This window comes from Chryseobacterium sp. YIM B08800 (assembly GCF_026163565.1).
GTDB lineage: Bacteria > Bacteroidota > Bacteroidia > Flavobacteriales > Weeksellaceae > Chryseobacterium.
Map to the genome: position 1 here is coordinate 53,393 of NZ_JAPDKN010000030.1, position 13,459 is coordinate 66,851.

The window sequence follows — 13,459 nt, forward strand, 5'->3', positions numbered from 1 at the left end:
ATGAATCCAAGACAGGTTGTAGATTATATGATGGAGAAGGATTATTTCTCCCAATTTTTAGGAATTAAAATCATTGATATTAAAGAAAATTATTCTTTGATTGAAATGCAAATTACAAAACAAATGCTTAATGGATTAGGTACTGTTCATGGTGGAGTAACCTTTGCTTTTGCAGATTCAGCATTTGCTTTTTCCTCAAATAATGACGGAAATGCAGCAGTGGCTTTAAGTGTAACCATCAATTTTACCAAAGCGGGAAGAGAAGGTGATCTATTCAGAGCCGAAAGTGTTTTGGTAAATAACACCAGAAAAACGGCAATCTACGATATTAACATCACCAATCAGAACAAAGAATTGGTTGCGAAATTTGTGGGGACAGTCTATAAAATCGGAAAAAAAGTAACAGAATTATAAATTTGAAAATTTGGAAATGAGGCAATTTGAAAATTATTTTTTAATGCTTTATTTCATTTTCAAATTCTCAAATTAACACATTTTCAAATTAAATAAAATGAACAACGTATACATCATAGATTACATCAGAACTCCTGTTTCAAAATTAAGCGGAGGTCTTTCAGAAGTTAGAGCAGATGATTTGGCAGCAATTGTTTTAAAAGAAATTGTTGCAAGAAATCCTGAAGTTCCTGTTGAGGAAATTGAGGACGTTATTTTCGGGTGTGCAAACCAAGCCGGTGAAGATAACAGAAATGTAGCAAGAATGGGACTTTTATTGGCTGGTCTTCCTTATAAGATCGGAGGTGAAACGGTAAACAGATTGTGCGCTTCAGGAATGTCTGCAGTGGCAAATGCTTTCCGTTCGATTGCTGCAGGAGAAGGTGAAATTTACATCGCAGGTGGAGTTGAGCATATGACCCGTTCTCCTTATGTGATGTCAAAACCTAGTACTGCTTTTGGTAGAGATAGTCAGATGTTTGATACTACTTTCGGATGGAGATTTGTCAACCCGAAAATGAAAGAAATGTATGGTGTTGATGCAATGGGCAACACTGCTGAAAATTTAGCAGAAATGCACAACATCAGCCGTGAAGACCAGGACAAATTTGCCCTTTGGTCTCAACAAAAAGCGACTAAAGCTCAGGAAAGCGGAAGATTGGCGGAAGAAATTGTGAAAGTTGAAATTCTACAAAAAAAAGGCGAAACGAAAATTTTTGATAAAGACGAATTCATCAAGCCAACTTCTTCAATGGAAGGATTAGGAAAACTTCGTCCAGCTTTCAGAAAAGAAGGCGGAACTGTAACAGCAGGAAACGCTTCAGGGATGAACGACGGAGCTGCAGCTTTAATTCTCGCAAGTGAAGAAGCGGTAAAAAAATATGGTTTAAAACCAAAAGCTAAAATATTAGGCTCTGCTGTTGCCGGTGTTGAACCAAGAATCATGGGAATCGGTCCTGTTGAAGCGACTCAGAAATTATTAAAAAGACTGAATCTTTCATTAGACGATATGGATATCATTGAGTTGAACGAAGCGTTTGCAGCTCAGGCTTTAGCGGTAACGAGAACTTTAGGCTTGCAAGATGACGATTCAAGAATCAATCCGAATGGAGGAGCGATTGCAATCGGTCATCCACTTGGAGTTTCTGGAGCAAGAATCGTCGGTTCTGCAGCAATTGAACTTCAAAAACAAAATAAAAAATATGCATTATGTACGCTTTGTATTGGTGTCGGACAAGGTTATGCAATGGTAATAGAAAGAGTTTAATTTGAAAATGAGTTAATTTGAGAATTTGAAAATGTTTAAGGATGTCATCAATTTTCAAATTAGTTCATTAAATTAACGTTTAGCCTTGGCTGAGTGAAATCGAAGATTCGACGAAGTCAAACGCCTTTGCGAACGAAAAATATGCATGAAAATTTTCAAAAAAGCTTTGCAGACTTTGCGTTAAAAATAATTTTTAAATTAACTCATTCTCAAATTCTCAAATTAAAATTATGAATATTTACTCATATCACGGCATTCGCCCCATCATCAAACCTTCTGCTTATATTCATCCACAAGCGGTAATTATTGGAAATGTAGAGATTGGTGAAGAAGTTTATATCGGTCCCAATGCGGTAATTCGTGGCGATTGGGGTAAAATTATCATTAAAGACGGTGCAAATGTTCAGGAAAACTGTACGCTTCATGTTTTTCCGGGTATTGAAACGATTTTGGAAGAATCTGCACACATCGGTCACGGTGCGATTATTCATTCCGGACATATCGGAAGAAACTGTTTGGTTGGAATGAATGCTGTTGTAATGGATAAAGCAGTTATCGGTGATGAATGTATTATCGGAGCATTGGCTTTTGTTCCTGCGAATTTCAAATGTGATGCACGAAAATTAATCGTTGGAAGTCCTGCGAAAATTATCCGTGATGTTTCTGATGAAATGATTAAATGGAAAACGGAAGGAACAAAATTGTATCAGGAATTGGCAAGAGAAGGAAAAGACGCTATTCTTCCTTGTGAACCGTTTACAGAATATGTTCAGCAGATTCCTACAAAAGTTGTTGATTACAGCATTTGGGATGATGTGAAATAGTTTAAAATATATCCAAACCTAACGGGTTTCTAAAACCCGTTAGGTTTTAAAAAAAGTCTAGTTTTAAGATATATAACATAAAATGATTAACACAGAAAATTTTGAATTTGATTCTGTTTATCACATTTTTTCTCATGTAAATGGGAAAGAATTAATTTTCCGTGAAGAAACAAACTATCAATTTTTTCTAAAGCAGTTAGATAAATATATTATTCCAATTGCAGATATTTATGCCTATTATTTGCTACCGAATCATTTTCATTTGTTATTAAGATTTAAAAATATTGAGGATATAAATGTTGAAGACGAGCATCGGTCTTTAATGAAAAACTTTGGTAATTTTCTTAATTCATATGCTAAAGCATTTAATAAAAAGTATAGCCGCAAAGGCGCACTTTTCCTTAATGCGGTAAAACGAAAGAATAATAGATGAGAAATATTTACTGAAAGTTTTGCATTATATCCATAATAATCCTGTCAATCATGGATTTGTAAATGAAATTGATCAATGGAAGCATTCTTCATATAATTCATATCTGAATCTTGAAAAAGATAGTAAATTGAATAGAACAGAGATTATGCAATATTTTGATTCATTAGAGATATTTAGAAATTTTCATCAATCCAATATTGAATATGATTTCTTAGATTTTGAATAATTGTTAGTAAATTAAATCAAACCTAACGGGTTTTTAAAACCCGTTAGGTTTCAATAAGAAATAATTAAAATAAAAAATGACCAAAAAACTTCTCATTTTCTGCAGTATTCTACTTGCATTTCAATCTCTGACCTTCGCTCAGACTAAAAATGTAAAACCATTGACTATTGGAGAAATTAGAACCATAAAGTCTAAAATTTTAAATGAAGACAGAACCTTAAACATCTATCTTCCTCAAAAATTTGACAAAACAAAACCTTATCCGATCATTTATTTGTTGGATGGAAGTATGAACGAAGATTTTATCCACGTTACAGGATTGATTCAATTCTTTAATCAAATGTATTCAATGCCGGAAACTATCGTGGTGGGAATTGCGAATATTGACCGAAAGAAAGATTTTACTTTTCACACCGATTTAAAAGATTTACAGAAAGATTATCCTACAACAGGACATTCCGATAAATTCATTAGTTTTCTTGAAAAAGAATTAAAACCTTATATCGAAAGTCAGTTTAAAACCACTGATAAATATTTATTCGGACAATCGCTGGGCGGACTTTTAGCAACAGAAATTTTATTGAAAAAGCCAGAAATGTTCAATAATTATTTTATCATCAGCCCAAGTTTGTGGTGGGATGACCAAAGTCTTTTAAAACAGGCTCCTCAATTATTAGATAAAATTCCAGACACAAAGAAATTCATTTATGTTTCTGTCGGAAAAGGAGAACATCCTGTAATGATAAAAGATGCTGAAACTTTCTACGATGTTCTGAAAAAATCAAACAAGAAAAACTGGACAATAGAATATAAAATGATGGAAACAGATAATCACGCAACTATTCTTCACAGAAGTTTGTATGAAGGTTTGGTGAAATTGTTTCCGTATCAAGAACCAAAATAAATGTAACAATATACCAATGTAAAAATCTAACAATTACATAATGTCATACTGAGATTTTCGAATCATCTGATTGGTAAACTGCTAGATTGATACATCGTTAAATTAAAATATAAAATATTTTATGGAAAAGTTAAAAAACTATATCTACGGCGAATGGGTCGAAGGAAATGGAAACGGAATTCCTTTGTACAACGCTGTGACAGGTGAGCAGGTTGCTGTCTCGGATACTGAAGGTCTGAATTTTGAACAGGCTTTAGACTACGGAAGAACAGTAGGTTACAAAAATCTTTCATCTATGACGTTCTACGATCGTGGAGAAATGTTGAAAAAAGTGGCACTTTACCTTTTAGAAAGAAAGAAAAAATATTACGAATTATCATATAAAACAGGTGCAACACACGCAGATTCTTGGGTAGATATTGAAGGAGGTTTTGGTACTTTCTTCACGTACTCAGGGTTGGCAAAGAGAATGCTTCCGAACACTCCGTTTTGGGTAGATGGGGAAACTCAGAAAATTTCGGCAAATGGAACTTTCCTGGGAACTCACATTTTAACGCCGAGTGAAGGGGTTTCTGTACAAATTAATGCTTATAACTTTCCGGTTTGGGGAATGTTAGAAAAGTTATCCACATCTTTATTGGCGGGTGTTCCGTCAATTGTGAAGCCTTCGCCGTTTGGTTCTTATTTGACGAATGCGGTTTTTCAGGATATGATCGAAAGTGGCGTTCTTCCTGAAGGGGCACTTCAATTGGTTTGTGGTGAACCGGGAAATATTTTAGACTATGTTCAGGATGGAGATTCTGTATTATTTACAGGTTCTGCGAATACAGGTAGAAAATTAAGATCTTTACCTTCTGTAGCTGGAAATGCAGTTCGTTTCAATATGGAGGCTGATTCTTTGAACTGCTCAATTCTTGGATTAGATGCAAAACCGGGAACTCCTGAATTTGATTTGTTCATCAAAGAAGTTCGTACAGAAATGACCACGAAAGCTGGACAAAAATGTACAGCGATCAGAAGAATTATCGTTCCTGAAAACTTAATTGGTGACGTCCAAAATGCTTTATCTAAAGCTTTAGACCAGACAAAAATCGGAAATCCATTAAGCAGAGAAACAAGAATGGGTTCTTTAGTTGGAAAACAGCAGTATGATGAGGTTTTAAGAAAAGTTGATATTCTAAAAACGGAAAACGAACTTGTCTATGACGGAAAACACGAATTAGTAGATGCAAACTACGAAAATGGTGCATTTATGAGCCCGAAATTGTTCTTAAATGATTCTCCTTTCACGAAAAATATCTCTCACGATGTTGAAGCTTTCGGTCCGGTTTCTACGTTGATGCCTTACAAAGATGCGGAAGAAGCTGCTGCGCTGGCAAAAAGAGGAAAAGGAAGTTTGGTAGGTTCTATCATTTCTCATGATGAAAAATTTGTGGCTGAAACTTCGTGGAAAATGGCTTCTCAGCACGGAAGAATTTTTGTTTTAAACAGAGACAATGCGAAAGAAAGTACAGGTCACGGTTCTCCGCTTCCTACTTTAATGCATGGAGGTCCTGGAAGAGCAGGTGGTGGTGAAGAAATGGGTGGACTAAACGGTCTTCATTTCTTCCTTCAAAAAACAGCCATTCAAGGTTCTCCCGATATTTTGACTGCAATCACAAAGGTTTATCAGCAAGGCGCTGAGAAAAAATATTCAGACAAACATCCTTTCCAGAAATATTTTGAAGAAGTTGAGGTTGGAGATTCTCTAGAAACCGCAGGAAGAACAGTTACTGATGCAGATATTGTTAATTTCTCTAATGTTTCTTGGGATCATTTCTACGCACACACCGATGCTACAAGTTTATCGGGAACTATTTTTGATAAAACCGTTGCTCACGGATACTTCATTCTTTCTGCGGCGGCTGGATTATTTGTTTCAGGGAAAAAAGGACCGGTTATCGCGAATTACGGATTGGAAAACTGTTCGTTCTTCAAACCTGTTTATGCTGGAGATACCATTACGGTTTATTTGACAGCGAAAGAAAAAATCAATCGTGGAGTAAAGGGAAGAAACATTCCTTCAGGTGTTGTAAAATGGTTGGTGGAAGTGGTGAACCAAAGAGAAGAGGTAGTTTGCGTAGCAACAATTTTAACTTTGGTGGCTAAACATTCTCCTTTTATCAACCTTAAAAATGTTCAGAAAATTGTAAACGGATTATCTGAAAATACTCAACCAGCTTGGGGGAAAATGTCTCCTCAGCAAATGATCGAGCATTTGGAACATGGTGTTTTGGTAAGTTTAGGTGAACCGGAAGCGGACAAATGTTTCACTCCTGAAGAACAATTGGAAAAATGGCAAGATTCTCTGTATAATCACAGAAAAATGCCAAAAGATTTCCCTGCACCTTTCTTGGCTGAAGATGGAACTTTATTAGAATTAAAACATAAAAATTTGGATGCTGCAAAACAGTCTTTCTTAGATAATTTAAAGAGATTCTCTATTTACTACAAAGAAAATCCACAAGCAGAGCATATGAATTTTGTGTTTGGAAAATTAAACAAAGAAATGTGGGAATTGATGCATAAGAAGCATTTTACCCATCATTTTGAACAGTTTGGATTGATTTAATATTTTAAATTTAACAATAAAACAATTTAACAGTGTAGCAATTTTTGTCACACTGTTTTTTTATAATCTTTTGTTAAAACACATTCCAGATTTCATGCCTTAATTTTTATTCATTATTTTCAAACTTAAAATCAATTCAAAAAAATATTTATCATGAAAGACAACTGGATGCAGAAATATGCAGAAGTAAAACATATTCTTACTTGCCCTACAGATTTAGAATCTTACTTCAATTCAGAAGAAATTGCAGGCGAAAAAATGGAAGTTATGGAAATCGGAGATGTTTCTTTGCCTTCAGGAAAAGTTGTAGTGAGAGATCCTTTGGTTTTTCTGAATTCAAAACAAAAACCGTATTTTATTGAAACTCCAAAAGGAAATTTTCCGGTAACGATTGCTGTTGTAAAATCTGAAGATTGGGGTGATAGATACGCTGCAGTAAAGGTGAAATTTACTAATGAAAAACCAATCCTTTATCAGGAAGCTTTAATTGGAAATGAAAATTTGGATGGAGTAAAAGAAGATGATTTTTTCGGTTTTCATGTTGATGCCGGATTAGGTTGCATTGCAGATGCAGAAGCGCTTCCTGAGTTTGATAAATTTATTGCTGATTTGAACGTAGATAATATTTATGACGATTATTTTGCAGAATTGTTTGCTCAGAGCTATAAAGAAAACCCAAACAACCAAAGAGATGTAGGAGATTGGATTAACTGGACAATTCCAAATACGGCATTTCAAATTCCCATGTTTGCAAGTGGTTTTGGTGACGGATCTTATCCTGTGTATTTTGCTTACGATGCAAATGGAGAGATTTGTGGCTTGTACATTCAGTTTATTGATATTGAATTGGCTTTAAGTGATGATGACGACGAGGAAGGCGAAGATGATCAGCCACAAAATTTTGTTTTTCTGAACTAATGAATGCAACTTTTGCTGATAAAATCATAGAATTTAACCGTAATTTACAGTATTCTGGAAAGTTACCGAAAGATTTTCATGTTCTGAATCCGTATTTAGATAATTCTGAAACAATGGTTGTCATGGAAAAGTTTTATCATAAATATTATAATGATTCAAACCAAAGAAAATTTTTGATTGGAATTAATCCGAGTCGTCATGGAGCAGGAGTTACCGGAGTTCCGTTCACTGATACAAAACGCTTGGAAAGTGTCTGCGGAATTAAAATGGAATCTGCTTATACGCATGAAATTTCTTCGGTTTTTATTTATGATATGATTGCAGCTTATGGAGGAACGGATGAATTTTACAGAGGTATTTATATCAACTCTCCGTTTCCGTTGGCGATTGTAAGGAAATCAAAAGGAAACTGGATCAACGCAAATTATTACGACGATAAAGAACTTTTTAACGATGTAAAAGATTTTATGATTGATTCTTTGAGAAAACACATCAGTTTAAATCTTGATATTTCGGAAGTCTTTATTTTAGGAAAAAAGAATGCCGATTTTATTTCAAAACTAAATCAAGAAGCTCATTTGTTTGAAAAAATGACCGTTTTGGAACATCCGAGATATATTCAGCAGTACAAATCCAAAGAAAAAGATTTGTATATTGATAAGTATATTTTAGCTTTAAAAAACAAGTAAAGCATTGGTTTAAAAATTCTGAATTTTTTTATGCAGTGAACTCTGTTCTTTAGAATATTTATCGCAGAATGCCGCATTCCGTAGGAATGCAATCTGTGTAGAAAACAAAGTGGTTAGCAATTCGGTGTTCCGTAGGAACGCTATCTAAAAAAGTGAAAAATGCCAAACACATACACACAAATTTATATTCAACTTGTCTTTGCCACAAAAGGTAGAGACAATAAAATTATAAATTCTGTTCGTGATGAAATTGAAAAATATATTTGTGGTATTTTCAATAATAAAGGGCAAAAAGTTTTGGCTATTTATGCGAATCCGGATCATGTTCACATCTTTTTTAGTTATAAAAATTTACAAATTACCATTTCAGATTTGGTGAAAACTGTCAAAACTGAATCGACAAATTTTATCAATGAAAAAAAGTTATGTTTAAATCATTTTGCTTGGCAACAAGGCTATGGTGCATTTTCTTACGCAAAAAGTCAGAAAGAACAAGTTGTAAATTATATTTTAAACCAAGAATTACATCTTAAAAATAAAACTTTTAAAGAAGAATATATAGAATTTTTAAATGCTTTTGAAATTGAATTTCAGGAACAGTATTTGTTTGAATTTTACGATTAGAAATTAGAAATAGCGTTCCTACGGAACGCGCCATCATCACACCATCCATTTCTACACAGATAGGATTCCTACGGAATCCGCCCTTACAACCAAATAAAAATAAAAAATATGCCTTGGAACCCTGAAGTTTACAATCAATTTAAAAATATCCGCTATCAGCCTTTTTTCGATTTGATGAATTTAATTTCGTCTGATAATCTCAAAAAAGCAATCGACATTGGTTGCGGAACGGGCGAACAGACTCATATACTTTCAGAAAAATTTGAAAATGCAGAATTTTTAGGAATCGATTCTTCTGCGGAAATGCTTCAGAAATCTTTAGAATTTAAAAATAAAAATTTAAGTTTTAAGCAAAAAAGGGTTGAGGAATTATATGATTCAGAAGAAAGATGGGATTTGATTTTTAGCAATGCAGCTTTACAATGGTCGGATGATCATAAGAAATTATTTACCAAACTGCTTTCTTTATTAAGTGAGAACGGACAGTTTGCTGTTCAAATGCCGATTCAATCAGAAAATATACTCAATCAAATTTTGTTTCAGCTTGCTTCGGAAGAACCTTACAATACGCAACTTCAAAATTGGAATAGGGTTTCCCCGGTTTTAAGTTTGGATGAATATGCTAAAATGATGTTTGATGCCGGGTTGAAAGATTTAAATATCTCTATAAAAGTCTATCCGATTATTGCTGATGATGCAGAACAACTATTTCAGTTTATTTCGGGTTCGGCATTGATTCCGTATGTGGAAAGATTGGATGAGGAAAATAAAGAAAAATTCATCATTGAGTATAAAAAGCGTATTGCTGAAAAATTTGAAACATTTCCTGCGATTTATGCATTTAAAAGAATGCTGCTTTACGGAAAAAAATAGATGAAGTATTTTCTTATAAAAATTAATTCCCCGAATAACGGGGAATTTCATTTATGCCTAGAATCGTTTACTGAAAGCTTATAGCATAATAAAAGCTTTCATGGGAATTAGTTTGATAACTTTTTTATCTGTCACAAAATAACGGATTTCGGTTACGACAGAATAGAGTACAAATACGGTATTTGAAAATCAGTATTTTTACTGATAGAATTTTAATTTATCTGTTTTTAGAACTAAAAATTAGGGTATTAGTTTTCTCAAAAGTCCTTTATTTAGTACTTTTGTATAAATCGAATATAGACTAAAAATGAGTGATTTTGTAACATCAGAAATTAAAAATAATATTGCCGAAATTACTTTCGGAACGGCAAAAAGTAACGCTCTTCCAGGAGCAATTCTTGAAAAATTAGCGGAAACAATTTTAGAAGAAGGAGCCAAAAAAGAAGTAAAAGCGATTCTTGTAAAAAGTGAGGGTGAAAAAGCATTCTGTGCAGGAGCAAGTTTTGATGAGCTTTTGGCTATTGAAGAACTGGAAGCTTCTACCAAATTCTTTGGCGGTTTTGCTAAAGTTTTGAATGCAATGAGAAATTGCGGGAAAATTGTTGTAGTAAGAGTTCAGGGAAAAACTACCGGTGGTGGAGTAGGATTGGCTTGTGGTGCAGATTACTGTTTTGCAACCAAAGATTCTGCTTTAGCCTTAACTGAAATCAATTTAGGAATCGGACCTTTCGTTATCGGACCTTATGTAGAAAGAAAAATCGGAAAATCTCAGTTTTCGGCAATGGCGATTGATGCTGATTTCAGATCGGCAGATTGGGCAGAGCAACACAATATTTATCACTCAGTTTCAGAAAACATTGCTGAGATGGATTCTAAACTGGAAAAACTCTTAAACACGCTGTCTACAAGAAGCGAAGATGCTTTAGCTTTAATTAAAAAAGTTTCTTGGGAAGGAACAGAGCATTTTAATGAATTAATGCCTGCAAGAATTCACATGAGTGCAAGTTTAATTCTCGAAGATTCTGCGAAGAAAAATATTGAGGCAATTAAAGAAAGATTAAGAGCAAAATAAAAAAATAAGCGTTGAGATTTTCAACGCTTTATTTTTTGTATTCAGATTGCAGTAAAGAATATAATACTGAATCTTCAAAAATTCCATCCACCAAATAGTGCCCACGAAGATTTCCTTCTCGGGTAAAGCCAAAATGCTCTAAAATTTTTTTTGAAGGGGTATTATTTTCATCGATTAAAGCTTCAATTCTGTTGAGTTCCATTTCTTCAAAGCCAAACTCAAGTATTTTTTCAACAGCTTCTTTCATATAACCTTTGTTTTTAAATTCATCAGCATTCAAAGCGTAGCCAATTTCGGCGCGATGATGTTGAGGATTCCAGGTATGAAAACCGCAGTTTCCGATAATTACAGAGCTTTGTTTTTCTACAATTTGAAAATTCAACATTTTCCGATTGTAAGATTCATAGCCTTGTTGATGAATTTTTTTCTGTCGATCAAAATCTTCGTCAGTAAGACCTAATATTTTCCTGATTTCTTCATCATTATTTAATTCAAAAATTTGTTTCATTGTTTCTGAATCCAGTTTTTGAATTAGGAGACGTTCTGTTTCTATCGTTTCAAATGTCATTTTTTTCCGTTTAATTTTATCAATTTAAATTATTGATATTGATTTATATGTATATCCGTTTTCGACCATAATAAAAATTTTAACGCAAAGAGCGCAAAGATTTCTTTAAACAATTCACCGTTTTTAAGCTCGCAAAGACGTTTCACTTAACTAAGCATACAAAGATTTTTCTAATATGACAAAAAGCGGAAAATTATATTGATTTATATGATTTTTTAATTCTCGCTGATTAAACAGATTTAGCAGATAAAAAATTTTATGACATAAATCTGCTAAATCAAAATAATCTGCGTGATATTTTAAACTTTTAGTTCTTCAGTAAATTAATCGAAACCGTTGCCAATTCAGAATTAGGAAATTTTTTGAATAATTCTTTATCAATCTGCAGTCCTGTTTCTAAGCAAATCTTTTTAAAAACATCAACTTCCAAAATATATTGGTCAGAAAACCCATGTGTTGCTTCATACGCTGTAGCCGGAGTTTTTCCTACGTTTTCGCTCGTCAGTTTAGAATCTAAAGCATGAAGTTCTATAATTAAAAGCCCGTTTTTTCTGATGTAAGGAAGCCAAAGTTCTAAATGTTCTTTCAGGCTTTCTTCCACCAAATTATTCGGAAGTCTTTTTCCTCGGTAAGCAAATGCTCCGGTTGAAGTACTGATTCTTGTAGGATGACTGTTTTCAGGAACCTTCCAAACTCTGTTGTGATCTAAAAATGTTCTGATATTTAGTAGATCTGAAAGATCAATTTCATAACTTTCTTTTAAATCATCGGCTAATTGTTTCGGATTTCCAATGTCGCCCCAAATTACTTTTGCCCAAATATCGTTGTTGATGAGATTGGCTCTGGTCACTTTCAAAGCAGCTTGATTGTAATCTGCACCTACCAAAAACAAAGGATGTTCTTCGAGCATTTTTCCTCGAATGGTATATCTTTCTATGGTTTCGAATATATGTTGAATGAAAGCGCCATTTCCGCAACCCATATCTAAAACACCTTTCGGCTGAAGATGGATAGGCTGATTGAAGATTTGAATAATAAAATCATTGGCGACTTTAAAATAATTGGAATGCGAACCACCACTTCCCCAAACATTCATTGCACGGTCAACATGAATTTCGTCTTCACCATCTGCAATTTCTCTTATTTTTGAAGCATCACCAAATAAAAGATCATCCATTTTATTGAGCAACGGAAGATAAGAAACAGTAACTCCGTAAGATGGCGCTCTTTTGGCAAAATAAATTCCGGTTTCTGTAAATTTATAATTGTCGCCGGTCTTTTTAAACCAGCCCAAATAAGCCAAGAAGTCTAGAATCACTTCAAAATTCTCTGAATTTTTATGAAACTCGGCCGCCTGAAATGAAGTCTCCATAAAATATTTATGAAACATTCCTGTCATTCCGAGATAGACGATCACAGGACCGATGATGCAGCCTTCAATATGTTTTAAGATCTGTTTCTGAATTTCTTTTTCCTCGTTATCATCAGAAAGCTGAATTCCAAAATGATCTTTCACAGAATCGCTCAATCTGGTGAATTCTTCTATAAATGAATTTTCGTTGATCTGATCTTTAATATCAGTAGAATGTTTTAAAAAAGAGATAACTTTAAGGTAAAGCAAACTGTATTTTTGAAGAAATTTTGTTTTTCCATTTGCTGAAAATGAAATACAATCTGTTTCGTTGTCGACCACATAATCTATAAAACCTTGCGATGCCAAAGCCCGAATTGCGACATTCAGATAACCTTCATTAGCTTTAAACTCTTCAGAAAGTTCACTCAAAGACATTTTTTGTCGCTCGATAATGAAAGCAATGATCTCTTTTTTCATCAACGAAGCAACGATGGGGGCTGTAACGACGCCATCCAAATGTCTGAATATTTCTGAGCGCAAAGTTTCTTTGTCCATACAATACGTTTTTTTAAAGTTAAGAATTTGAACAAAATATTTCAATAAAAGTTTTGTAATTTGAAAATTAAATATAACTTTGTAATTC

Annotated in this window: 13 protein-coding genes; 11 read left to right on the forward strand and 2 right to left on the reverse strand. The window is 33.8% G+C overall.

What is annotated here, in order from left to right:
- The 11 genes from paaI to OEW74_RS12720 all read left to right on the forward strand — a co-directional run bounded on the left by paaI (position 1) and on the right by OEW74_RS12720 (position 10,894).
- Entirely contained in the window at positions 1-414 is a 414-nt protein-coding gene (gene paaI, locus OEW74_RS12670; RefSeq protein WP_265428819.1) for a hydroxyphenylacetyl-CoA thioesterase PaaI, read from the forward strand.
- A 97-nt stretch (positions 415-511) separates the two neighbouring features.
- The gene (gene pcaF / locus OEW74_RS12675; RefSeq protein ID WP_265428820.1) at positions 512-1,720 is read left to right on the forward strand and encodes a 3-oxoadipyl-CoA thiolase; all 1,209 of its coding nucleotides are present in this window, start codon (positions 512-514) and stop codon (positions 1,718-1,720) included.
- Between the two features lie 230 nt (positions 1,721-1,950).
- The gene (locus OEW74_RS12680; protein WP_074231966.1) at positions 1,951-2,544 is read left to right on the forward strand and encodes a transferase hexapeptide repeat family protein; all 594 of its coding nucleotides are present in this window, start codon (positions 1,951-1,953) and stop codon (positions 2,542-2,544) included.
- A gap of 82 nt (positions 2,545-2,626) precedes the next feature.
- Complete coding sequence (locus tag OEW74_RS12685; protein WP_265428821.1) at positions 2,627-2,977, forward strand: transposase; 351 nt, start codon at positions 2,627-2,629, stop codon at positions 2,975-2,977.
- Between the two features lie 302 nt (positions 2,978-3,279).
- Positions 3,280-4,107 carry an alpha/beta hydrolase gene (locus tag OEW74_RS12690; RefSeq protein ID WP_265428822.1) on the forward strand — a complete coding sequence of 276 codons (828 nt, stop codon included), beginning with the start codon at positions 3,280-3,282 and terminating at the stop codon, positions 4,105-4,107.
- A 121-nt stretch (positions 4,108-4,228) separates the two neighbouring features.
- Positions 4,229-6,718 carry a phenylacetic acid degradation bifunctional protein PaaZ gene (gene paaZ / locus OEW74_RS12695; RefSeq protein WP_265428823.1) on the forward strand — a complete coding sequence of 830 codons (2,490 nt, stop codon included), beginning with the start codon at positions 4,229-4,231 and terminating at the stop codon, positions 6,716-6,718.
- Positions 6,719-6,871: 153 nt separating this feature from the next.
- Positions 6,872-7,636 carry a DUF4241 domain-containing protein gene (locus OEW74_RS12700; protein WP_265428824.1) on the forward strand — a complete coding sequence of 255 codons (765 nt, stop codon included), beginning with the start codon at positions 6,872-6,874 and terminating at the stop codon, positions 7,634-7,636.
- Positions 7,636-8,325, forward strand: a complete 690-nt coding sequence (locus OEW74_RS12705; RefSeq protein ID WP_265428825.1) for an SMUG2 DNA glycosylase family protein — start codon at positions 7,636-7,638, stop codon at positions 8,323-8,325. The genes OEW74_RS12700 and OEW74_RS12705 overlap by 1 nt, the downstream gene beginning before the upstream one ends.
- 159 nt (positions 8,326-8,484) lie before the next feature.
- Positions 8,485-8,949 carry an IS200/IS605 family transposase gene (gene tnpA / locus OEW74_RS12710; protein ID WP_265428826.1) on the forward strand — a complete coding sequence of 155 codons (465 nt, stop codon included), beginning with the start codon at positions 8,485-8,487 and terminating at the stop codon, positions 8,947-8,949.
- Between the two features lie 108 nt (positions 8,950-9,057).
- A complete protein-coding gene (locus OEW74_RS12715; RefSeq protein ID WP_265428827.1) occupies positions 9,058-9,822 on the forward strand; it encodes a methyltransferase domain-containing protein in 765 nt (254 codons plus the stop codon).
- A gap of 307 nt (positions 9,823-10,129) precedes the next feature.
- A complete protein-coding gene (locus OEW74_RS12720) occupies positions 10,130-10,894 on the forward strand; it encodes an enoyl-CoA hydratase/isomerase family protein (RefSeq protein WP_265428828.1) in 765 nt (254 codons plus the stop codon).
- Positions 10,895-10,922: 28 nt separating this feature from the next.
- Here the strand turns inward: OEW74_RS12720 and OEW74_RS12725 are convergent, their stop codons facing one another.
- Positions 10,923-11,462 carry a GNAT family N-acetyltransferase gene (locus tag OEW74_RS12725; RefSeq protein WP_265428829.1) on the reverse strand — a complete coding sequence of 180 codons (540 nt, stop codon included), beginning with the start codon at positions 11,460-11,462 and terminating at the stop codon, positions 10,923-10,925.
- A gap of 307 nt (positions 11,463-11,769) precedes the next feature.
- Positions 11,770-13,371, reverse strand: coding sequence for a class I SAM-dependent methyltransferase (locus OEW74_RS12730; protein ID WP_265428830.1), 1,602 nt, complete (start codon positions 13,369-13,371; stop codon positions 11,770-11,772).
- Positions 13,372-13,459: the final 88 nt, after the last annotated feature.